The organism is Enterobacter sp. UPMP2060, assembly GCF_053709655.1.
On sequence record NZ_JBSKJQ010000001.1, the window covers coordinates 671,732 to 694,407 of the forward strand.

The window sequence follows — 22,676 nt, forward strand, 5'->3', positions numbered from 1 at the left end:
TTTTATTTTTCCCGTCAAAGAGTTATTTCACACACAATACGCCGTAACATGCGTTACGGCATTTAAGGGTATTTTCCTATGAGTAAAGTCATCGCTTCACTTGAAAAGGTACTCCTTCCTTTTGCTGTTAAAATAGGAAAGCAGCCTCACGTTAATGCCATCAAAAACGGCTTTATTAAATTAATGCCGTTGACGCTGGCCGGGGCCATGTTCGTTTTAATTAACAACGTTTTTCTGAGCTTTGGTGAAGGTTCCTTCTTTTATTCATTAGGAATTCGGTTAGACGCTTCCACTATTGAAACCCTTAATGGTTTTAAAGCCATTGGCGGCAACGTCTATAACGGTACGTTAGGGATTATGTCGCTGATGGCGCCTTTCTTTATTGGGATGGCACTGGCAGAAGAGCGTAAAGTGGATCCGCTGGCTGCCGGGTTATTATCCGTTGCCGCCTTTATGACCGTAACGCCTTACAGCGTGGGTGAAGCCTATGCCGTTGGCGCCAACTGGCTGGGCGGGGCCAACATCATCTCCGGTATTGTTATCGGCCTGGTGGTGGCAGAAATGTTCACCTTTATTATCCGCCGCAACTGGGTTATCCGCCTGCCGGATAGCGTACCGGCTTCCGTTTCTCGTTCATTTTCCGCGTTGATTCCAGGCTTCATTATTCTCTCCATCATGGGGATTATCGCCTGGGCGCTCTCCCACTGGGGCACTAACTTCCACCAGATCATCATGGACTCTATCTCTACGCCGCTGGCGTCGATGGGTGGCGTGGTCGGTTGGGCGTATGTGATTTTCACCTCTCTGCTGTGGTTCTTTGGCGTGCATGGTTCACTGGCACTGGCCGCGCTGGACAGCGGGATTATGACCCCCTGGGCACTGGAAAACGTTGCGCTTTACCAGCAGTACGGCTCCGTTGACGCGGCGCTGGCAGCGGGTAAAACCTTCCATGTGTGGGCGAAGCCGATGCTTGACTCCTATATCTTCCTGGGCGGTACCGGGGCGACCTTGGGTCTGATCATCGCGGTCTTTATTGTCTCTCGTCGTGCTGACTACCGTCAGGTCGCGAAGCTGGCGCTGCCATCAGGCATCTTCCAGATTAACGAACCGATTCTGTTCGGTCTGCCAATCATCATGAACCCGGTAATGTTCATTCCGTTCATCCTGATTCAGCCGCTGCTGGCCGCGATCACCCTGACGGCGTATTACATGGGCATCATTCCACCGGTCACCAACATTGCGCCGTGGACCATGCCGGCGGGCCTGGGCGCCTTCTTCAACACCAACGGTAGCGTCGCGGCCTTCCTGCTGGCGATATTCAACCTCGGGATTGCCACCCTGCTGTACATGCCGTTCGTGGCGATTGCCAACAAAGCCGCCACCATTATTGATGAAGAAGAGAGCGAAGAGGATATTGCCCTCTCACTGAAATTCTAAGATTGACCGGCGCGGGGAAGCCCGTGCCAGCCACAAGGAGCTTAAACATGTTAGATTTGGATAGTATTGTCGCAGACGAAGCCGTCGAGAACGATCTCGAAGAAGTGGTGATGGGGCTTATCATCAACTCCGGACAGGCCCGCAGCCTGGCCTATGCCGCACTGAAGCAGGCCAAGCAGGGAGATTTCGCCGCCGCGAAAACCATGATGGACCAGTCCCGCACGGCGCTGAACGAAGCGCACCTGGTGCAGACAAAGCTGATTGAAGGCGATCAGGGCGAAGGGAAGATGAAGGTCAGCCTGGTGCTGGTCCACGCGCAGGATCACCTGATGACCTCGATGCTGGCGCGTGAGCTGGTGGCGGAGCTTATCGAGCTTCACGAGAAAATGCACTGAGTCGGATTTCGCAGCAGGAGGTCAGCACGATGGAAATTAAAACCGCACTTGAACAGCAGCTGTTTAACGGCAAAAATTTTCACGTGGTTATCTACAACAAGACGGAGAGCGCCAGCGGTCTGCACCAGCATGACTACTACGAGTTCACGATTGTTCTGACCGGCCGCTACTACCAGGAGATCAACGGTAAGCGCGTCCTGCTTGAGCGAGGGGATTTTGTCTTCCTGCCGATGGGTTCTTATCACCAGAGCTTTTACGAATTTGGTGCCACCCGTATTCTGAATGTGGGCGTCAGCAGACGCTTCTTTGAGAAGCACTATCTGCCGCTGGTGCCGTTCTGCTTTGTGGCCTCCCAGGTCTATCGGGTCAAAAACGAGTTTATGACCTGGATTGAAACGGTTATCGCCTCGCTTAACTTCCGCGACAATGAATTTGATGAGTTTATTGAAACGGTGACCTTCTACGTGATGAACCGGCTGCGCCATCATCGTGAGGAGCAGCAGGTGACGGATGATATTCCACAGTGGCTGCGCAGCACCGTTGAGCTGATGCACGATAAAGGCCAGTTCAGCGAAAATGCGCTGGAAAATATGGTGTCACTGTCGGGAAAATCCCAGGAATATCTGACCCGCGCGACGCAGCGCTATTATCGTAAAACACCCGTGCAAATTATTAATGAAATCCGCATTAATTTTGCCAGGAAACAGCTGGAAATTACCAACTACTCTGTCACCGATATTGCGTACGAGTCAGGATACAGCAGTCCCAGCCTGTTTATTAAGACCTTTAAGAAATTGACTTCATTCACACCGAACAGTTACCGGAAGAATTTAACGGTAATTAATTAACTTTCGGCGGATTACCCGCCACAAATATTGCTTTAATGGCTTGCCCAAATGGCGGGAAGAGTACGCTATACCTTGCAGGCGATTAACCTGATACGCTAAGGGAGATATTATGCAGAAGAAATTAAAAGTCGTAACCATTGGTGGCGGCAGCAGCTATACCCCGGAATTACTTGAAGGTTTCCTGAAACGTTATCATGAATTACCGGTCAGCGAATTATGGCTGGTAGACGTTGAGGAAGGTCAGGAAAAGCTGAATATTATTTTCGACCTGTGCAAACGCATGGTGGAGAAAGCTGGCGTGCCTCTGACCGTGCATAAAACCCTGGACCGCCGTCTGGCGCTGAAAGATGCGGATTTCGTCACCACCCAGCTGCGCGTCGGCCAGCTGAAGGCGCGCGAGCTGGACGAACGTATCCCGCTGAGCCACGGCTATCTCGGGCAGGAGACCAACGGCGCGGGCGGCCTGTTCAAAGGCCTGCGTACCATCCCGGTGATTTTCGACATCGTCAAAGACGTACAGGAGATCTGCCCGAACGCGTGGGTGATTAACTTCACCAACCCGGCCGGGATGGTGACCGAGGCGGTCTATCGTCATACCGGTTTCAAACGCTTTATCGGCGTCTGCAATATTCCGATCGGTATGAAGATGTTTATCCGCGACGTGCTGGCGCTGAACGACAGCGACGATCTCTCCATCGACCTGTTCGGCCTGAACCACATGGTGTTCATTAAAGACGTGATCGTGAACGGTCAATCGCGCTTTGCCGAGCTGCTCGACGGCGTGGCTTCCGGTCGCCTGACGGCGGCATCGGTGAAAAACATCTTTGACCTGCCGTTCAGCGAAGGGCTGATCCGCTCGCTGAACCTGCTGCCGTGCTCGTACCTGCTTTACTACTTCAAGCAGAAAGAGATGCTGGCCATCGAAATGGGCGAGTACTATAAGGGCGGCGCGCGCGCGCAGATCGTTCAGAAAGTCGAGAAGCAGCTGTTCGATTTGTATAAAGATCCGAACCTGAACGTCAAACCGAAAGAGCTGGAGCAGCGCGGCGGGGCCTACTACTCCGATGCGGCGTGCGAAGTGATTAACGCCATCTACAACGACAAGCAGGCGGAACACTATGTCAACGTGCCGCACCACGGCCATATCGACAATATCCCGGCTGACTGGGCGGTCGAGATGACCTGCATCCTGGGACGCGAAGGCGCTAAACCGCATCCACGCATCACCCACTTCGATGATAAGGTCATGGGCCTGATCCACACCATCAAAGGCTTTGAAGTGGCGGCAAGCAACGCGGCGCTGAGCGGCGAGCTCAATGACGTGCTGCTGGCGCTGAACCTCAGCCCGCTGGTGCATTCCGATCGCGATGCGGAGCAGCTGGCCAGCGAGATGATCCTGGCGCATGAAAAATGGTTGCCGAACTTTGCCGCCACCATCGAGAAGCTGAAGTTCAAACACCACTGAGAGGACGCACAATGGAAAACCTGCTGATCGTTAATGCTGATGATTTTGGCCTCTCGAAAGGTCAGAACTACGGCATTATTGAAGCCTGTCGCCGGGGTGTTGTGACCTCTACCACGGCAATGGTTAATGGTGAGGCGGTTGAACACGCGGCGCAGCTGAGCCGCGAGGTGCCGGAGCTGGGCGTCGGCATGCATTTTGTGCTGACGCTCGGGATGCCGCTTTCGCCAATGCCGGGCCTGACGCGCGATGGCCAGCTGGGCAAATGGATTTGGGAACTGGCGGAGCAGGGCGCTCTGCCGCTCGAAGAGATTGCCCACGAGCTGGAGTGTCAGTTCAACCGCTTTGTTGACGCGTTTGGTAAGGCATCGACGCACATCGACAGCCATCACCACGTGCATATGATCCCGGCGATTTTCCCCATTGTCGCTGAGTTTGCAAAACGCAAAGGCGTGGCGATGCGCGTGGATCGGGAGGCGCGCGGCGTTCCCGACTGCGACGTGACCACCACAGAGGGGTTCAGCAGCGCATTTTACGGCGACGAGATCGACGAAGCGCTGTTCCTGAAGGTGCTGGATGATTCCAGCGCGCGGGGGGAACGGTCGCTGGAGGTCATGGCGCATCCTGCTTTTGTCGATAACACCGTGCGGAAAAGCGCCTACTGCTGGCCGCGCCTGGCGGAGCTGGACGTGTTGACGTCGCCGTCGCTGAAATACGCGATTGCCGAGCGCGGGTATCGGTTGGGAACGTTCGGGGATTTGTGAGAAATTCCCCCTCACCCTAACCCTCTCCCCAAAAGGGAGAGGGGACTGGGCTGTGCGGTCTGTAATGCGAACACAGGTCTGCATTTCACCCTCTCCCTTTCAGGGAGAGGGCCGGGGTGAGGGTATTTTTTACGCCGGGATCTGGTCAATCTTACTGCTGCGCGACCAGACGCGGTGCGCGGCGAGCAAATCAAACAGCTTCGTCATAAAGGCATCGTCAACCTTGTCTCCCTCGACAATGCCGTCCTCACCCTGATCGGCCACCTTCAGCCGTGCCTTAAACCGTCGCGCGTCGCCGGACAGCGCGATCGGTTTCAGGTGCTTGTAGGCTTCCAGCAGATAATACACCGCGTCACCGTTGCTCAGCAGGCTGTCAATGTCTCCGCACGGCACAATCACCGCATCGACGGTCAGCGATGGCGCCCCGGCAAAGGTCGCCGCCACCGGCAGCACGGAGCCGTCATCGGCGGTCACTTCCCCCATGCGGGAATAAAGCAGTTTCGCATGCACGCCCTGGGTCTTCAGCGCCTGCATGATCCCCAGCACGTCGCTGGCGCGGGTTTTGTCGTTCAGCAGGATGGCGACCACGCGGCCTTTAATCGAGCCACCCGGCACGGCATACAGGCTCAGCGACGGATCTTTCTTCACGCCGTTAACCTCTTTAGGCGGGGCAAGATTGCGCTGCTCGTCGGTCAGCGTAATGCCCAGGTTATCCGCAACGCTCTGGGCGAGCTGAATATCAATGCGCGCCAGCTGATCGACGACCCGCTCGCGGATGTAGGTACGCACCACTTTGCTCAGCTCAAAGCTGAAGCCGCCGATAATGTGCTGTTGCTCAATCGGCGTCTGGCTGTTCCAGAACAGGCGAGGATGGGCGTAATACTCGCCGAACGACGGGCTGCGCTCGCGAATTTTGTTGCCGTCGACACGCTCCTGGTACGATTCGAATCCACCGCGTTTCGGCGCCGGAGGCGTTTCGCGCGGCCAGTTATCGTTGATGGAGTTCGGCTCATAGTTCGCCGGATTGGTATCATTATCCTGACGGTGCATCCCGTCGCGCTGGAAATTGTGGTATGGGCAGGTTGGGCGGTTAATCGGAATTTCGTGGAAGTTCGGCCCGCCCAGACGGCTGATCTGCGTATCGGTATAGGAGAACAGGCGTCCCTGCAGGAGCGGATCGTTAGTGAAGTCCAGCCCCGGTACGATATGCCCCGGGTGGAAAGCGGCCTGTTCGTTTTCGGCAAAGAAGTTATCCGGGTTGCGGTTGAGCACCATTTTACCCACCAGCTGAACCGGCACCAGCTCTTCCGGGATCAGCTTCGTCGGGTCAAGCAGGTCGAAATCGAACCTAAATTCGTCCTCTTCCGGAATGAGCTGCAGGCCCAGCTCGTACTCCGGGAAGTCGCCCGCTTCGATGGACTCCCACAGCTCGCGGCGATGGAAGTCCGGATCGCGCCCGGTCAGCTTTTGCGCCTCGTCCCACACCAGCGAGGCTTTACCCGCCACCGGCTTCCAGTGGAAACGGACGAACGTGGCTTTACCCTCGGCGTTGATCAGACGGAAGGTATGGATGCCAAAGCCTTCCATGGTGCGATAGCTGCGCGGAATGCCGCGGTCTGACATCGCCCACATCACGTTGTGTAAGGTTTCAGGCTGCAGGGAGACATAGTCCCAGAAGGTGTCGTGCGCGCTTTGTCCCTGCGGTATGGCCCAGTGGGGCTCCGGTTTTACCGCATGGACAAAGTCAGGAAATTTATGCGCGTCCTGAATGAAGAACACCGGGGTGTTATTGCCCACCAGATCGAAAATACCCTCTTCGGTATAAAACTTGGTGGCAAAGCCGCGGATATCCCGGACGGTATCTGCCGAACCCGCGCCGCCCTGTACGGTGGAGAAGCGCACAAATACCGGAGTGATTTTATCCGGGTCGGAGAGGAAATCCGCTTTGGTGATCGCTTTCAGGCTCTTATAGGGCTGGAAGTAGCCGTGCGCAGCGGAACCGCGCGCGTGGACGATGCGTTCCGGTATCCGCTCGTGGTCGAAATGGGTGATTTTTTCTCGCAGGATAAAATCTTCCAGCAGGGTTGGCCCGCGCGCGCCTGCGCGAAGGGAGTTCTGATCGTCAGCAATGCGCACGCCCTGATTGGTGGTCAGCGCAAAACCTTCGCCGCCTTTGCGGTGCGGCTCAAGCGATTTCAGCTTCTCGTTTCCCGTCTCCGGCGATTTCATGCTTCCCGGTGCGGTAGGCTGTTCGCCCGGTGCAGAGGGGCCAGGGGAGGGGCGGTGAGAGCCGTCAGCAGGGGCGAGAGAGTCCATACCCGGTTGAGATTCCTCAGTGCCATGAATCGGTGATTGATGTGTTTTATCTTTGTTCGACATTGCACGCTTCTCCTTTATCCATTGCTAAAAACCCTATTAAGGATAGAACAATGTCGCGAGATGGCTCGCGAACTAAGAGTTTTCACATGCCGTCATTGACGAAAGGAGCCTTCTCGCCCACTCGGGGCGCGACGGAAGGCAGCAGGATCGGCTATCATAGAATTTTCCTGCTTCAAGAATTTGCTTTAGTGAACCAGTCGCTTATGAAACCTCTTCGTCAACAAAACCGCCAGGTTATTAGCTATGTGCCCCGCGTTGAGCCCGCGCCGCCTGACCATGCCCTGAAAGTGGAGGGTTTTCGCGATGTCTGGCAGCTGCGGGGAAAATACGTGGCCTTTGTGCTGATCGGCGAACATTTCCGCCGCTCGCCCACGTTTACCGTGCCGGAGTCAGCGCAACGGTGGGCGATGCAGATCCGCCAGGATGAAGAGGTTGAGGAATAACAGCCATAAAAAAACCGCCATCAGGCGGTTTTTTTATTTCGACCGTAATTAACGGTGCGCCAGCTCGGCGTCGTCTTCACTTTCCAGAATCGCTTTGTCGGTCTGCTTCAGCCACTGGCTGGTCAGCGTACCGGCGGTCATGGAGCCGCTCACGTTCAGCGCGGTACGGCCCATGTCGATCAGCGGTTCAACGGAGATCAGCAGCGCGACCAGCGTCACGGGCAGACCCAGCGCGGGCAGCACAATCAGCGCGGCGAAGGTTGCGCCACCGCCAACACCCGCAACGCCTGCGGAGCTTACGGTAACAATCCCGACCAGCGTGGCGATCCAGACCGGATCCAGCGGGTTAATCCCAACGGTAGGGGCAACCATCACCGCCAGCATCGCCGGGTACAGACCCGCACAGCCGTTCTGACCAATGGTGGCACCAAAGGAGGCAGAGAAGCTGGCGATGGATTCAGGCACGCCCAGACGGCGGGTTTGCGCTTCAACGTTCAGCGGAATAGACGCGGCGCTGGAACGGCTGGTGAAGGCAAAGGTCAGCACCGGCCAGACTTTACGGAAGTATTTCAGCGGGCTGACGCCGTTCACGCCCAGCAGGATGCCGTGCACCACGAACATAATGCCCAGGCCCAGATAAGAGGCGACAACGAAGCTGCCCAGCTTAATGATGTCCTGCAGGTTAGAGCCGGCAACCACTTTGGTCATCAGCGCCAGCACGCCGTAAGGCGTCAGCTGCATCACCAGACGCACCAGCTTCATCACCCAGCTTTGCAGGGTATCAATCGCGGTCAGCACGCGTTCGCCTTTAGGCGCGTCGTCTTTCAGCAGCTTCAGCGCCGCTACGCCCAGGAACGCGGCGAAAATAACCACGCTGATGATCGAGGTTGGGCTCGCACCGGTCAGGTCAGCAAACGGGTTCTTAGGAATGAAGGAGAGCACCATCTGCGGCACGGTCAGGTCAGCCACTTTACCAACGTAGTTGGTTTGAATCGCGGTAAGACGCGCCGTTTCAGCGGTACCCTGAACCAGACCTTCTGCGGTCAGGCCAAACAGGTTGGTAACCAGCACACCCACCAGCGCGGCAATCAGCGTGGTGAACAGCAGCGTACCAATGGTCAGGAAGCTGATTTTTCCCAGCTGAGTGGCGTTATGCAGGCGGGCAACGGCGCTCAGAATAGAGGCGAACACCAGCGGCATAACGATCATCTGCAGCAGCTGGACATAGCCGTTACCGACGATGTTGAACCACTGAATAGAATCTTTCAGAACTGGATTATCGGAGCCATAAATTGCCTGTAATGCCAGACCAAATACGACACCCATGGCCAGACCAACCAGCACTTTTTTCGCCAGGCTCCACTGTTTGTGGCGCGCCTGCGCGAGAAGCAATAGCAATACAACGAACACAACGACGTTCGCGATGAGTGGAAAATTCATCCCCGTTCTCCTGATTTATTATTGGGTCGGTTTTTACCGATCCTGTTGGCGGAAGGTTAGCAGAAGTGTGATGTAGCGCTTATATCCAAATGGAATGGGTTATGACAAATAGGATAATTTTGTTGGTTTACTGTTCAATCTGGTGATGAATAAAGCGATTGAACTGAAATTGCAGCGAATTAATCATCTGGGATGACCAGCGAACTGCACTGTTTTCGGGCAATGTTTGCGGCATCCAGACGGCGTAAGCAAATAGCGCCATGCACAATACGCGCTCAAGCTGGTTCCCTTTCTGCGGTGCGAGGATCGGAAAACGGAAACGCCAGCGGCAGGGCCAAAGCAGCGGCACGCCCGCAGGCGTCAGCATATCGGCGAGAATATGGCTTAAATAGCCCAGCACCATCCCCTGGATGGCATCGGCGGGGACTATCCAGCTTTCGGGCACCTTCAAATAGAAAAGCGTCAGCAGGCCAAACACGGCCAGCAGGCTGTGCGTGAATCCCCGGTGGCCGAACGCGCGGGCGATGGGTTTCGACACCCACTTAAGGCGTTGTCCGAGGAAAGATTTGGGGTGGTCAATGTCGGGCAGCAGACAGGTCAATACGGCGGAAGGGACAATATGCCACCAGTCCCCCTGTGCCAGCACGGGAGTGAGTTCAGCGTTTTTGGCAAATACTGCGCACGCAATAGAAAAAAGCAGGTGGCCTTCCGCCGTCATGATAAAACCCACAAAACTGTCAATTCATACAGTATAGGGTTTTTATACAGTAGGCGGAAGAGGTGACGGTGTAACTGTTTGTCACAAACCGGAGAAGGGCGTTAACCGCCCTGCAGGTGATGCGCCGTGAGTTCTGCCAGCGAGTTAAGCTTCACGTCGGCGAGGGCAAACCGGGGGTCGTGACGGCCTTCTTCAGCGGGCACCACAATGGAGCGCATCCGTGCAGCCTTCGACGCCACCATACCGTTAACGGAATCTTCCAGCGCAACGCAGTTGAGGGGATCCAGGCCCAGCTTTGCGGCGCAGTCCAGATAGACCTGCGGGTGCGGCTTGCTGTAAGGCAATTTTTCAGCGGACGCCAGCGCGTCGAAACTGTCGCGCAGTTCAAACATCGTGAGCACTTTTTCCAGCATATGCAGCGGTGAGGCCGAGGCCAGGCCAACCTTCAGCCCCTGGGCTTTACACAGCGCGACGGCCTCACGTACGCCGGGTAGCAGCGGCCTGTTCTCTTCCACCAGAGAAATGGCGCGGCTGATAATGCGTGCGGTCACCTCATCGCGATTGGGACCTACCCAAGGCTGTTGGGCAAACCACAGGTCAACCACCATATCGATGCGCAGGCCCAGCGTATCGGGAAGTTCATTACGGCGGCTGATATCCACGCCCAGGCTGGCCATAACGTCCAGTTCGGCGCGATCCCACAGCGGTTCGGAATCGATCAGTAATCCATCCATGTCAAAAATTGCGGCAAGAATTTGGCGCGGTGTCGACATCACAACGTCTCCTTATCCAGGGTGTTCGACAGACGATACGTGCTAAGCACACTCTGCAATTTAGCATATTGCTTTTAAAGAGCGGGCGAAATTGATGACCAGCAGGTAGACTTAGGCACAAATAACGCGTCTTTATGAAGAGGAACTGATGACGTATCAACAAGCTGGACGCATCGCGGTCTTAAAACGCATTGCTGGCTGGGTGATTTTTATTCCTGCCGTCATTTCTACGCTGATTTCTGTACTCAAATTTATGTACGACCACAGCGAAAAACAGCCGGGTATCAATGCGGTAATGCTTGATTTCGCTCATGTCATGATTGAGATGATGCGTTTTAATACGCCATTTTTGAATGTCTTCTGGTTTAACTCACCCACCCCGGATTTTCATCAACAGCTGAATATCGGCTTTTGGGTGATATATGCCCTGATCTTTGTCGCGCTGGCATTACAGGCCTCTGGCGCGAGAATGAGTCGCCAGACGCGCTTTTTACGCGAAGGCGTTGAGGATCAGTTGATTCTGGAGCAGGCCAAAGGCCCGGAAGGAATGAGTCGGGAGCAGATTGAATCCCGCATTGTTGTGCCGCGTCACACCATTTTCCTGCAAATTTTCCCGCTCTATATCCTTCCCGTGATTATCATTGTGGCGGGATACTTCTTCTTCTCACTGCTCGGTTTTCTGTAAGCGATAAGGGTGGCGGCAAGGCCACCCGTTATCTTCTCAGGCGGCAAGCATACGCTCGAGTGCCCGCTGCGCGTTAACAAGGTGTTCTCCGCCAAAAAGAATGGCCCGGTTCATCAGCGTATAAAGCTGATACACCGGCTGGCGGTCGAGGAAACCGGGCGGGAGAGGGGAAACAGACTGGTATCCGTCGTATATTTGCGGCGGCTGCTCAGGATGAAGCGGCAGCATGGCAAGATCGCACTCTCTGTCACCCCAGTAGCAGGCCGGGTCAAAGATGTACGGGCCGTTGGGACCCAGCGCGCAGTTATTGGACCACAAATCGCCGTGAAGCAGAGACGCCTGAGGCTGGTGGGATGCCAGACGCTGTTGAACGTGCTCGACGATGGCGTCAATATTGCCAAATTCCAGCCCTTTCTCGGCGGCCAGCTCAAGCTGCCAGCCAATGCGCTGCTCGGCAAAAAATGTCGACCAGCGACGCTGCCAGGCATTGGGCTGTGGCGTGGTGGAGAGATCGTTGTCAAAGTCGAGACCAAACTGCGGCTGGTCGCTCCATTGATGCAGGCGCGCTAGCTGTTGGCCAAGGATGAACGCATTATGGGCATCCAGCGGGCGGGCGGGGAGATATTCCATTACCAGGAAGCTGTAGTCGCGGTCGCTCCCCACGGCCAGAACCTGCGGGACCGTGACCGTTTTACTGCGGGACAACAGCTCCAGCTGGTCGGCTTCGGCGGTAAATATTGGAAGCAGCTCTCGCTCATCGCATTTAACGAAGAGATCGCGCCCTGCGTAGCGTAAATGCCACGCGGCGTGGATCTCACCGCCTGGCAGTTCGTTACGCAGTTCAATTTCACCTTCACCCAGCTGCTCACGTAAAAGATGACTGATAGCCTGCCACATGTTGTCTCTCCCATGTTGTCTGCCAGATCATAAAGTTAGCGCATAACTGCGGTAAAAAAATACGAACTAACGCACACCTGAGCGGTTTAAATTCATACAGCGCACTTATTGTTCTTTTTTCCGCCAGCTTTCCCAGGTATCCACGTCAATTTCGGCAGGCTTGTCGGTCACGCTCTCCACCAGACTGGCGGCCAGCGCATGAACCTCTTCCTGACTCAGGGCGCCGATCAGACCAAATGTCAGGGTGCCTAAATCATGAATGTTGCCCTCGTCATCCGTCAGCGTGAGGAGAAAATTAGCCCGGGTGAAAGCATTGTTGAGCTCATTCAGCTCGGTCAGCGATGCTTCATGAAGGTTGATGGTCACGACGTAGCGTGTGATGTCACCACTGCTCATAATTCACCTCATTGTTATCATGGAAGTTTTCTTAGCATAGTCGATAGTTTGCGTTTGGCGACTCAGAGACGACATTCCCCTCCGTAAAGACGAAGGGGAAGAGGGGTTAATTTCGGGACAGGTAATCGACGATTTTTTGCGTATCGGCAAGCGAACAGAGCCGCGTGCCCTGGTTGATGGTGGCGGCGCTACCCGCCGCCACGCCGTAGCGGGTCATTTCGAGCAGAGACGCGCCCTGCGCCAGTTTTAGCGTCATCGCACCCACCATGCTATCGCCAGCGCCAACCGTGCTCTGGCTCTTCATCGGCGGTGGGACAACCTGAACGGACGACGATTCATCGACTGCCAGCGCCCCCTGAGGGCCAAGGGAGACGACTACGCGCCGCGCTTTGCCGCTTCGCACCAGCTCCTGCGCTGCGGTGCGCACATCATCAGGCTGCGTCAGTTCGCGGTTGACCAGCGCACTTAACTCTTTCTGGTTGGGTTTGACCAGCTCCAGATTGCCCGGCACCAGAGCCGCCTGCAGGGCCTCGCCGCTGCTGTCGACTATGCAGCGGATACCGCGCTGCTGCGCGGCCTGAATCAGCGCCGTCAATTTTTCCGTGCTTACGCCGGGCGGCAGGCTGCCGCTTACCACCAGCAGCGCGCCGCTTTCTATCGTCAGCACTTTTTCTTCAAGCTGACGAAACTCGTCATCGCTGAGTTTCGCGCCCGGCATGACAAAACGGTACTGCTCGCCGCTGGATTCTACGTGGACATGCAGGTTTTGCCGCGTCCAGTCTTTGGCCTCAACGGTTTCAACGGCCACCTGTTCATCGGCCAGCAGAGAGACCAGGTGTTCACCGGTGGCACCGCCTGCGGGGAAAATTGCCGTGGCTTTGCCGCCGAGGTGTGTAATGGCGCGCGCCACGTTGATCCCGCCGCCGCCGGGCTCAAAGACCGGGGCGCTGCAGCGCAATTTACCTTCCGGGTAAATCTGCGGCGTCAGGGTGGCGGAATCCAGGGAAGGGGAGAGCGTCAGAGTATAAATAGAAACCATCATTACCTCCTTTTAGCATGGGTTCTTATTAGCCTGGCACCATTTGTCAGGAAGGCAATGTAAATAACAGTATGATTTTAAATATGAATACTGACGAAAAGTGAGGCGGGGGATATATAAAATAAAACGCTTTTTGAGATCGTTCTTATTCAAAAAATGAAATAAGAAAACATTGCTATGTTATTTGCGGCTTTTTATAATTTGTTACCTTTCTCTGGACGCCTTGTCATTGATCCTCAAGAAAGATTCCGGGACCGTGTGGTCTCTTTTTTTGTTGTACGGACTCCTTAATAAAATGAAGCTTTTAAAGACAGTGCCCGCTGCACTGATGCTGGCGGGTGGCGTGTTTGCGGCTATGAACGCGACCGCTGATGATACCGTTTTTACTGTCATGGACGATCCTTCCACCGCGAAAAAACCGTTTGAAGGTAACCTGAACGCCGGATACCTGGCACAATCCGGTAACACGAAAAGCTCTTCTCTGACGGCGGACAGTACGCTCACCTGGTACGGTAATACCACCGCCTGGTCTCTATGGGGTAATGCCAGCAACACTTCCGCTAACGACGAACGTTCTTCCGAGAAGTATGCGGTAGGCGGACGTAGCCGTTACAACATGACCGACTATGACTACCTGTTTGGTCAGGCAAGCTGGTTAACCGACCGTTACAACGGTTATCGCCAGCGCGATGTATTCACCGCCGGTTATGGTCGCCAGTTCCTGAACGGTCCGGTACACAGCTTCCGTTTTGAATTCGGTCCGGGTGTGCGTTACGACGAGTACACCAATGGCGATACCAAAACCCAACCGCTCGGTTACGCTTCCGGTACCTATGCCTGGCAGATGACTGACAACACCAAATTTACCCAGGGTGTTTCTGTATTTGGTGCCGACGATACGACGCTGAACTCTGAGACGGCGCTGAACGTGGCTATCAACGAACACTTTGGCCTGAAAGTCGCCTACAACGTGACCTGGAACTCTTCACCACCAGAATCTGCGCCGGATCATACCGACCGCAGAACCACGGTTTCACTGGGTTATAGAATGTAATAAAAGCGGGCCGATGATGATGTCGGCCCGTTTATTGTCTGCGGTCTTTTGACGTCCCTTCTGATGACTTGTCTTCGCCCCTAGCCCCAAATCATTGCCGCCCAACGGAGTAGCAGCATTGCGCCGCAGATGGCAATCAGCACCAGCACCATTTTCCAGTGTTTTACGGCAAATCGTTTAGTTGGCATAACCTAATCCTTGTTGGTTGATATCCCCAGTCTACCAAACAGGGCCGAAATATGCCCCTTCTCAGGAACGATTGGGTTATGCCAGCGTAGGGTTCGGCTCAGAACCAGTGGAATCGTTCGGCGAGAATCAACAATAAACCTGTGGCGGAAAGGATGTTCAATATCACAACCGTTCTACTGGATACGTTCATGGTATGCACCTTTGGGTTTATAGACCTGTTCAAGAGTAGCCCAGCATCTTTGAAATGCGAGCGCAGGGGAGAAGCAACCTGCAAATTCGTGCGAAAGCGCCAGCCCATCAATCTGGCCGCAGAGGGTGCAATCTCCTTGCCGTTAGTGTTAACATTACGTCGCTTGCCGTAAATCCACATTAATCTGAATTCGGCTGGTGAATGATGACGAACCAATTTGACGATTGTTGGTCAGATGGTGTCGTAATCTATTGTCAAATCACGATTATTTTCTTTGTATATGCTCTTATGTGTGGGGCATCACTGCAAATAAGGATATAAAATGCCTGTAATTACTCTTCCTGATGGCAGCCAACGCCATTTTGACCGTGCTGTTAGCCCAATGGATGTTGCCCTGGACATTGGTCCTGGTCTCGCGAAAGCGACTATCGCTGGCCGCGTTAACGGTGAGCTGGTGGATGCTTCCGATCTGATCGAAAACGATGCGACGCTTGCAATCATCACCGCGAAAGACGAAGAAGGTCTGGAGATCATTCGTCACTCCTGCGCGCACCTGTTAGGCCATGCCATCAAACAGCTGTGGCCAAACACCAAAATGGCGATCGGTCCGGTTATCGACAATGGTTTCTACTATGACGTTGACCTTGACCACACCCTGACTCAGGAAGATATCGACGCGCTCGAAAAACGCATGCACGAGCTCGCCGAAACGAACTATGACGTCATCAAGAAGAAAGTCAGCTGGCACGAAGCGCGTGAAACCTTCGTGAAGCGCGGCGAGAGCTACAAGGTCTCTATTCTTGACGAAAACATTTCGCATGATGACAAGCCTGGCTTGTACCATCACGAAGAATACGTCGACATGTGCCGTGGACCGCACGTGCCGAACATGCGCTTCTGTCATCACTTTAAGCTGATGAAGATCGCAGGCGCCTACTGGCGTGGCGACAGCAACAACAAGATGTTGCAGCGTATCTATGGTACCGCGTGGGCCGATAAAAAAGCCCTGAACGCGTACCTGCTGCGCCTGGAAGAGGCGGCGAAGCGTGACCACCGTAAAATCGGTAAGCAGCTTGACCTGTACCACATGCAGGAAGAAGCGCCGGGCATGGTGTTCTGGCATAACGACGGCTGGACCATCTTCCGTGAACTGGAAACTTTCGTACGCTCCAAGCTGAAAGAGTACCAGTATCAGGAAGTGAAAGGCCCGTTCATGATGGACCGTGTGCTGTGGGAAAAAACCGGCCACTGGGACAACTACAAAGATGCGATGTTCACCACCTCGTCTGAGAACCGTGAATACTGCATCAAGCCAATGAACTGCCCGGGCCACGTTCAGATCTTCAACCAGGGTCTGAAGTCCTACCGCGACCTGCCGCTGCGTATGGCGGAGTTCGGTAGCTGCCACCGTAACGAGCCATCAGGTGCGCTGCACGGTCTGATGCGTGTTCGTGGCTTTACTCAGGATGATGCGCATATCTTCTGTACTGAAGATCAGGTCCGTGACGAAGTTAACGCCTGTATTCGTATGGTCTACGATATGTACAGCACCTTTGGCTTCGAGAAGATCGTGGTCAAACTCTCAACGCGTCCGGAAAAACGTATCGGCAGCGATGAGACATGGGATCGCGCAGAAGCGGATCTCGCCGTGGCGCTGGAAGAGAACGGCATTCCGTTCGAATACCAGCTGGGCGAGGGCGCATTCTACGGTCCGAAAATTGAATTTACCCTGTATGACTGCCTCGATCGCGCATGGCAGTGCGGTACTGTACAGCTGGACTTCTCCCTGCCGCAGCGTTTAAGCGCCTCTTATGTTGGCGAAGACAACGAGCGTCAGGTACCGGTAATGATTCACCGTGCAATTCTCGGTTCTCTGGAGCGCTTCATCGGCATCCTGACCGAAGAGTTCGCTGGCTTCTTCCCAACCTGGCTTGCGCCAGTGCAGGTCGTGGTGATGAACATTACCGATTCTCAGGCGGATTACGTTAAAGAATTGACGCAGAAACTACAAAATGCGGGCATTCGCGTAAAAGCAGACTTGAGAAATGAGAAGATTGGCTTTAAAATCCGCGAGCACACTTTACGTCGTGTCCCGTATATGATGGTCTGTGGTGATAAAGAGGTGGAAGCAGGCAAAGTTGCCGTTCGCACCCGCCGTGGTAAAGACCTGGGCAGCCTGGACGTAAGTGAAGTGATTGAGAAGCTGCAACAAGAGATTCGCAGCCGCAGTCTTCAACAACTGGAGGAATAAGGTATTAAAGGCGGAAAACGAGTTCAAACGGCACGTCCGAATCGTATCAATGGCGAGATTCGCGCCCAGGAAGTTCGCTTAACAGATCTTGAAGGTGAACCACTGGGGATTGTGAGTCTGAGAGAAGCGATCGAAAAAGCTGAAGAAGCTGGAGTAGATTTAGTTGAAATCAGCCCTAACGCCGAACCGCCAGTTTGTCGTATCATGGACTACGGCAAGTTCCTTTATGAAAAGAGTAAGTCTTCTAAGGAACAGAAGAAGAAGCAAAAAGTTATCCAGGTTAAGGAAATCAAATTCCGTCCTGGTACCGACGATGGCGATTATCAGGTAAAACTCCGCAGCCTGATTCGCTTTCTGGAAGATGGCGATAAGGCCAAGATCACACTGCGTTTCCGCGGTCGTGAGATGGCCCACCAACAGATTGGTATGGAAGTGCTTAACCGCGTCCGTGACGATCTGAGTGAACTGGCAGTAGTCGAATCCTTCCCTACGAAGATCGAAGGCCGCCAGATGATCATGGTGCTCGCTCCTAAGAAGAAACAGTAAGGCCTTCAAGCAGCAAAATCTGTGGAGCCTTCGGGTTTCATAGGTTTTGTTCGCCTATGTTTCGTTTATTTAACAATGCGAAGTGGAAGTTATTAAGATGCCAAAAATTAAGACCGTACGCGGTGCTGCTAAGCGCTTCAAAAAAACCGGTGGTGGTGGATTTAAGCGTAAGCACGCAAACCTGCGTCATATTCTGACCAAAAAATCTACTAAGCGTAAACGTCACCTGCGTCCAAAAGGCCTCGTTTCTAAAGGCGATCTGGGTCTGGTTATCGCGTGCCTGCCGTACGCATAAGCCGTTAACGTTTAATTTTTTACTAAGAATATAGATACAGGAGAGCACATATGGCTCGCGTAAAACGTGGTGTAATTGCACGTGCACGTCACAAGAAAATTTTGAAACAAGCTAAAGGCTACTACGGTGCGCGTTCACGCGTATACCGCGTTGCCTTCCAGGCTGTTATCAAAGCAGGTCAGTACGCTTACCGTGACCGTCGTCAGCGTAAGCGTCAGTTCCGTCAACTGTGGATTGCGCGTATCAACGCAGCAGCACGTCAGAACGGTATTTCTTACAGCAAATTCATCAACGGCCTGAAAAAAGCCTCTGTTGAAATCGACCGTAAGATCCTGGCTGACATCGCAGTATTCGACAAAGTAGCGTTCACCGCTCTGGTCGAAAAAGCGAAAGCAGCACTGGCATAAGCCAGTTGAGAGAGGGGGCTTTGCTCCCTCTTTTCATTTAACACCATCAGAAGATTGACATTTATCCGTCCAGGCTTTTCAATAAGGTCTTAACGGTTTTTACCAGACAAGGTAACGCAAGCATGAATGCTGCTATTTTCCGCTTCTTCTTTTACTTTAGCACCTGATTTCAGGAGGCTAGCGCGTGAAAGATGAAACGAAAAACAGCGCCAGATAAGCCTCCCGATGGAGGCTTTTTTTGTGCCTGAATTTGAGAGAATAACTCCACCAAATCGGTGTTTGCACCGACATAATGAGGAAAATCATGTCACATCTCGCAGAGCTGGTTGCCAGTGCAACAGCCGCCATTAATCAGGCCTCAGATGTTGCCGCGTTAGACAATGTCCGCGTCGAATATCTTGGGAAGAAAGGGCACCTGACCCTTCAGATGACAACCCTGCGTGAGCTGCCGCCAGAAGAACGCCCGGCAGCGGGTGCGGTGATTAACGAAGCCAAAGAGCAGGTTCAGCAGGCGCTGAACGCGCGCAAAGCCGAGCTGGAAAGCGCGGTGCTGAATGCGCGTCTGGCCGCAGAGACGATCGACGTTTCTCTGCCGGGGCGCCGCATCGAAAACGGTGGTCTGCACCCGGTTACCCGCACCATCGATCGCATTGAAAGTTTCTTCGGTGAGCTCGGCTTTACCGTGGCGACTGGCCCGGAAATCGAAGATGATTACCACAACTTCGACGCCCTGAACATTCCTGGCCATCATCCGGCACGCGCTGACCACGACACTTTCTGGTTCGACGCTACGCGTCTGCTGCGTACTCAGACCTCCGGCGTTCAGATCCGTACCATGAAGGATCAGGCGCCGCCAATCCGCATTATCGCGCCGGGCCGCGTCTATCGTAACGACTACGATCAGACCCACACTCCAATGTTCCACCAGATGGAAGGTCTGATTGTTGATAAAAACATTAGCTTCACCAACCTGAAGGGCACGCTGCACGATTTCCTGAACAACTTCTTTGAGGAAGATCTGAAGGTTCGTTTCCGTCCGTCCTACTTCCCGTTCACCGAACCGTCTGCGGAAGTTGACGTGATGGGTAAAAACGGCAAATGGCTGGAAGTGCTGGGCTGCGGCATGGTGCATCCAAACGTGCTGCGCAACGTGGGTATCGATCCGGAAGTTTACTCCGGCTTTGCTTTCGGCATGGGCATGGAGCGTCTGACTATGCTGCGCTACGGCGTGACCGACTTACGTGCATTCTTCGAAAACGATCTGCGTTTCCTCAAACAGTTTAAATAAGGGCAGGACAGAACAATGAAATTCAGTGAACTGTGGTTACGCGAGTGGGTAAACACCACGCTGGACAGCGACGCGCTTTCTAACCAGATCACCATGGCGGGTCTGGAAGTCGACGGCGTTGAGCCGGTTTCCGGTGCCTTCAACGGCGTGGTTGTCGGCGAAGTGGTCGAGTGCGGCCAGCACCCCAACGCTGACAAACTGCGCGTAACAAAAGTAAACGTGGGCGGTGACCGTCTGCTGGATATCGTCTGCGGTGCGCCAAACTGCCGTCAGGGCCTGAAGGTGGCCGTGGCGACCGTCGGTGCGGTGCTGCCGGGTGATTTCAAAATTAAAGCGGCTAAGCTGCGCGGCGAGCCGTCTGAAGGCATGCTGTGCTCCTTCTCCGAGCTGGGCATTTCCGACGATCACAACGGTATCATTGAGCTGCCGCTGGATGCGCCAATCGGCACCGATATCCGTGAATACCTGAAGCTTGATGACAACACTATCGAAATCAGCGTCACGCCAAACCGTGCCGACTGCTTAGGTATCATCGGCGTGGCGCGCGACGTGGCCGTGCTGAACCAGACTGAGCTGAACGCGCCGGAAATCGCGCCGGTTGAAGCGACCATCAGTGACGTGCTGCCTATCCAGGTTGACGCTGCGGATGCTTGCCCGCGCTACCTCGGTCGCGTGGTGAAAGGCATCAACGTGAAAGCGCCAACTCCGCTGTGGATGAAAGAGAAGCTGCGCCGCTGCGGTATTCGCTCTATCGACGCAGTGGTTGACGTGACCAACTACGTTCTGCTGGAGCTGGGCCAGCCAATGCACGCGTTCGATAAAGATCGTATCGACGGCGGCATCGTTGTGCGCATGGCGAAAGAGGGCGAAACCCTGGTTCTGCTCGACGGCAGCGAAGCGAAACTGAACGCCGACACCCTGGTGATTGCTGACCACGGCAAAGCGCTGGCAATGGGCGGTATCTTCGGTGGCGAGCACTCAGGCGTCAACGACGAGACGCAAAACGTCCTGCTGGAATGCGCGTTCTTCAGCCCGCTCTCTATCACCGGTCGCGCACGCCGCCACGGCCTGCATACCGATGCCTCTCACCGCTACGAGCGCGGCGTTGACCCGGCGCTGCAGTACAAAGCGATGGAACGTGCGACCCGCCTGCTGATCGACATCTGCGGCGGTGAAGCGGGCCCGGTTATCGACGTCACCAACGAAGCGACCCTGCCGAAGCGTGCGACCATCACCCTGCGCCGCAGCAAGCTGGATCGCCTGATTGGTCACCACGTTGCCGATGCGCAGGTAACCGACATCCTGAAACGTCTGGGCTGTGAAGTAACCGAAGGCCAGGACGAATGGAAAGCCGTTGCGCCATCATGGCGTTTCGACATGGAAATTGAAGAAGATCTGGTGGAAGAAGTGGCCCGCGTTTACGGCTACAACAACATCCCTGACGAGCCTGTCCAGGCAGGTCTGGTGATGGGCACCCACCGCGAAGCCGACCTGTCCCTGAAGCGCGTGAAAACCATGCTGAACGACAAAGGCTACCAGGAAGTGATCACCTACAGCTTCGTTGATCCAAAGCTGCAGCAGCTGATCCACCCGGGTCAGGAGGCGCTGATCCTGCCAAGCCCAATTTCCAGCGAAATGTCCGCGATGCGTCTGTCTCTGTGGACGGGCCTGCTGGGCACTGTCGTTTATAACCAGAATCGCCAGCAAAACCGCGTGCGAATTTTCGAAAGCGGTTTGCGCTTTGTACCGGATAATCAGGCAAATTTAGGCATCCGTCAGGATCTCATGCTGGCTGGCGCCATCAGCGGCAACCGCTATGAAGAGCACTGGGACCTGGCAAAAGGCACGGTTGATTTCTACGATATGAAGGGCGATCTGGAAGCGATTCTGGATCTTACCGGTAAATTATCTGAAATTGAATTCCGCGCAGAAGCTATCCCGGCTCTGCATCCGGGCCAGAGCGCAGCGATCTATTTAGACGGCAAACGCGTTGGTTTTATTGGGGTTGTTCACCCTGAGCTGGAGCGTAAGCTGGACCTGAACGGCCGTACCATCGTGTTCGAGCTGGAATGGAACCCGGTGGCTGACCGTGTTATTCCTCAGGCTCAGGACGTCTCCCGCTTCCCGGCAAACCGCCGTGATATCGCGGTTGTGGTCGCGGAAAATGTGCCTGCAGCAGATATTTTGGCCGAATGTAAGAAAGTTGGCGTAAATCAGGTAGTTGGCGTAAACTTATTTGACGTGTACCGCGGCAAGGGCGTAGCAGAAGGTTTCAAGAGCCTCGCTATTAGCCTTATCCTTCAGGATACCAGCCGTACACTCGAAGAAGAGGAGATTGCCGCTACCGTCGCCAAATGTGTAGAGGCATTAAAAGAGCGATTCCAGGCATCATTGAGGGATTGAACCTATGGCGCTTACAAAAGCTGAAATGTCAGAATATCTGTTTGATAAGCTTGGGCTTAGCAAACGGGATGCCAAAGAGCTGGTAGAGCTGTTTTTCGAAGAGATCCGTCGTGCTCTGGAAAATGGTGAGCAGGTAAAACTCTCCGGTTTTGGCAATTTTGATTTGCGAGACAAAAACCAACGTCCGGGCCGCAACCCGAAGACGGGGGAAGATATTCCCATTACAGCCCGCCGCGTGGTGACCTTCAGACCCGGCCAGAAGTTGAAAAGCCGTGTCGAAAACGCAACGCCCAAAGCAGAGTAATATGAACTAACTAAAAAGGCCGCCCACGCGGCCTTTTTTCTTTGCGCTCTCCGGCAAACCCGCCGTAAAATCA

25 protein-coding genes and 1 other annotated feature are annotated in these 22,676 nt (G+C 54.4%); of the genes, 16 read left to right on the forward strand and 9 right to left on the reverse strand.

Going from position 1 to position 22,676, the window contains the following annotated elements:
- Positions 1–78 precede the first annotated feature (78 nt).
- The 5 genes from chbC to chbG all read left to right on the forward strand — a co-directional run bounded on the left by chbC (position 79) and on the right by chbG (position 4,906).
- Positions 79–1,437: a PTS N,N'-diacetylchitobiose transporter subunit IIC gene (gene chbC, locus ACWKXN_RS03305; protein ID WP_023311283.1), complete on the forward strand. Its 1,359-nt coding sequence runs from the start codon at positions 79–81 to the stop codon at positions 1,435–1,437.
- Between the two features lie 47 nt (positions 1,438–1,484).
- Positions 1,485–1,832 carry a PTS N,N'-diacetylchitobiose transporter subunit IIA gene (chbA, locus tag ACWKXN_RS03310; protein ID WP_023311284.1) on the forward strand — a complete coding sequence of 116 codons (348 nt, stop codon included), beginning with the start codon at positions 1,485–1,487 and terminating at the stop codon, positions 1,830–1,832.
- A 5-nt stretch (positions 1,833–1,837) separates the two neighbouring features.
- Positions 1,838–2,680 carry a transcriptional regulator ChbR gene (chbR, locus tag ACWKXN_RS03315; protein WP_071884835.1) on the forward strand — a complete coding sequence of 281 codons (843 nt, stop codon included), beginning with the start codon at positions 1,838–1,840 and terminating at the stop codon, positions 2,678–2,680.
- 109 nt (positions 2,681–2,789) lie between these two features.
- A complete protein-coding gene (locus ACWKXN_RS03320; RefSeq protein WP_058840792.1) occupies positions 2,790–4,145 on the forward strand; it encodes a 6-phospho-beta-glucosidase in 1,356 nt (451 codons plus the stop codon).
- Positions 4,146–4,156: 11 nt separating this feature from the next.
- Positions 4,157–4,906: a chitin disaccharide deacetylase gene (gene chbG / locus ACWKXN_RS03325; protein WP_454543298.1), complete on the forward strand. Its 750-nt coding sequence runs from the start codon at positions 4,157–4,159 to the stop codon at positions 4,904–4,906.
- 129 nt (positions 4,907–5,035) lie between these two features.
- Here chbG and katE read toward each other — a convergent pair whose 3' ends face one another.
- Complete coding sequence (katE, locus tag ACWKXN_RS03330) at positions 5,036–7,285, reverse strand: catalase HPII (protein ID WP_454543299.1); 2,250 nt, start codon at positions 7,283–7,285, stop codon at positions 5,036–5,038.
- Positions 7,286–7,371: 86 nt separating this feature from the next.
- Between katE and cedA the strand changes: the two genes are divergently transcribed.
- Entirely contained in the window at positions 7,372–7,728 is a 357-nt protein-coding gene (cedA, locus tag ACWKXN_RS03335; protein ID WP_072196682.1) for a cell division activator CedA, read from the forward strand.
- A 48-nt stretch (positions 7,729–7,776) separates the two neighbouring features.
- Here the strand turns inward: cedA and tcyP are convergent, their stop codons facing one another.
- From tcyP to hxpB, 3 genes are all read right to left on the reverse strand, one after another.
- Entirely contained in the window at positions 7,777–9,168 is a 1,392-nt protein-coding gene (tcyP, locus tag ACWKXN_RS03340) for a cystine/sulfocysteine:cation symporter (protein WP_008500667.1), read from the reverse strand.
- Positions 9,169–9,295: 127 nt separating this feature from the next.
- Positions 9,296–9,886 carry a metal-dependent hydrolase gene (locus ACWKXN_RS03345; RefSeq protein WP_014883483.1) on the reverse strand — a complete coding sequence of 197 codons (591 nt, stop codon included), beginning with the start codon at positions 9,884–9,886 and terminating at the stop codon, positions 9,296–9,298.
- 101 nt (positions 9,887–9,987) lie between these two features.
- Positions 9,988–10,659: a hexitol phosphatase HxpB gene (gene hxpB, locus ACWKXN_RS03350; protein WP_033145270.1), complete on the reverse strand. Its 672-nt coding sequence runs from the start codon at positions 10,657–10,659 to the stop codon at positions 9,988–9,990.
- Between the two features lie 148 nt (positions 10,660–10,807).
- On the opposite strand from hxpB, the gene ACWKXN_RS03355 reads away from it, so the two are divergent.
- On the forward strand, positions 10,808–11,344 hold the full coding sequence (locus ACWKXN_RS03355; RefSeq protein WP_023311291.1) for a YniB family protein: 537 nt from the start codon (positions 10,808–10,810) through the stop codon (positions 11,342–11,344).
- 36 nt (positions 11,345–11,380) lie between these two features.
- On the opposite strand, the gene ACWKXN_RS03360 is transcribed toward ACWKXN_RS03355, so the two are convergent.
- From ACWKXN_RS03360 to pfkB, 3 genes are all read right to left on the reverse strand, one after another.
- The gene (locus ACWKXN_RS03360; protein WP_029740438.1) at positions 11,381–12,241 is read right to left on the reverse strand and encodes a fructosamine kinase family protein; all 861 of its coding nucleotides are present in this window, start codon (positions 12,239–12,241) and stop codon (positions 11,381–11,383) included.
- Between the two features lie 105 nt (positions 12,242–12,346).
- Entirely contained in the window at positions 12,347–12,637 is a 291-nt protein-coding gene (gene ghoS / locus ACWKXN_RS03365) for a type V toxin-antitoxin system endoribonuclease antitoxin GhoS (protein WP_033145271.1), read from the reverse strand.
- A gap of 106 nt (positions 12,638–12,743) precedes the next feature.
- Entirely contained in the window at positions 12,744–13,676 is a 933-nt protein-coding gene (pfkB, locus tag ACWKXN_RS03370; protein WP_033145272.1) for a 6-phosphofructokinase II, read from the reverse strand.
- Positions 13,677–13,971: 295 nt separating this feature from the next.
- Here pfkB and ACWKXN_RS03375 point away from each other — a divergent pair, with 295 nt between their 5' ends.
- Complete coding sequence (locus tag ACWKXN_RS03375; RefSeq protein WP_033145273.1) at positions 13,972–14,730, forward strand: DUF481 domain-containing protein; 759 nt, start codon at positions 13,972–13,974, stop codon at positions 14,728–14,730.
- An 80-nt stretch (positions 14,731–14,810) separates the two neighbouring features.
- On the opposite strand, the gene yniD is transcribed toward ACWKXN_RS03375, so the two are convergent.
- Positions 14,811–14,918, reverse strand: coding sequence for a small membrane protein YniD (yniD, locus tag ACWKXN_RS03380; protein ID WP_008500658.1), 108 nt, complete (start codon positions 14,916–14,918; stop codon positions 14,811–14,813).
- 98 nt (positions 14,919–15,016) lie between these two features.
- A complete protein-coding gene (gene yncL, locus ACWKXN_RS03385; protein WP_080338151.1) occupies positions 15,017–15,289 on the reverse strand; it encodes a stress response membrane protein YncL in 273 nt (90 codons plus the stop codon).
- Positions 15,290–15,431: 142 nt separating this feature from the next.
- On the opposite strand from yncL, the gene thrS reads away from it, so the two are divergent.
- From thrS to ihfA, 8 genes are all read left to right on the forward strand, one after another.
- Complete coding sequence (gene thrS, locus ACWKXN_RS03390; protein WP_181594920.1) at positions 15,432–17,360, forward strand: threonine--tRNA ligase; 1,929 nt, start codon at positions 15,432–15,434, stop codon at positions 17,358–17,360.
- 3 nt (positions 17,361–17,363) lie between these two features.
- The gene (gene infC / locus ACWKXN_RS03395) at positions 17,364–17,906 is read left to right on the forward strand and encodes a translation initiation factor IF-3 (protein WP_014069901.1); all 543 of its coding nucleotides are present in this window, start codon (positions 17,364–17,366) and stop codon (positions 17,904–17,906) included.
- A gap of 97 nt (positions 17,907–18,003) precedes the next feature.
- Complete coding sequence (rpmI, locus tag ACWKXN_RS03400; RefSeq protein WP_003030583.1) at positions 18,004–18,201, forward strand: 50S ribosomal protein L35; 198 nt, start codon at positions 18,004–18,006, stop codon at positions 18,199–18,201.
- Between the two features lie 50 nt (positions 18,202–18,251).
- Positions 18,252–18,608, forward strand: a complete 357-nt coding sequence (rplT, locus tag ACWKXN_RS03405; protein WP_000124850.1) for a 50S ribosomal protein L20 — start codon at positions 18,252–18,254, stop codon at positions 18,606–18,608.
- Positions 18,609–18,725: 117 nt separating this feature from the next.
- Positions 18,726–18,850 (forward strand) — a sequence feature (Phe leader region).
- A complete protein-coding gene (pheM, locus tag ACWKXN_RS03410) occupies positions 18,731–18,775 on the forward strand; it encodes a pheST operon leader peptide PheM (protein WP_001386830.1) in 45 nt (14 codons plus the stop codon). It overlaps the preceding feature by 45 nt.
- 62 nt (positions 18,851–18,912) lie before the next feature.
- Positions 18,913–19,896, forward strand: a complete 984-nt coding sequence (gene pheS / locus ACWKXN_RS03415) for a phenylalanine--tRNA ligase subunit alpha (RefSeq protein ID WP_454543300.1) — start codon at positions 18,913–18,915, stop codon at positions 19,894–19,896.
- A gap of 15 nt (positions 19,897–19,911) precedes the next feature.
- On the forward strand, positions 19,912–22,299 hold the full coding sequence (gene pheT / locus ACWKXN_RS03420) for a phenylalanine--tRNA ligase subunit beta (protein WP_219939513.1): 2,388 nt from the start codon (positions 19,912–19,914) through the stop codon (positions 22,297–22,299).
- Between the two features lie 4 nt (positions 22,300–22,303).
- The gene (ihfA, locus tag ACWKXN_RS03425) at positions 22,304–22,603 is read left to right on the forward strand and encodes an integration host factor subunit alpha (RefSeq protein WP_003857805.1); all 300 of its coding nucleotides are present in this window, start codon (positions 22,304–22,306) and stop codon (positions 22,601–22,603) included.
- Positions 22,604–22,676: the final 73 nt, after the last annotated feature.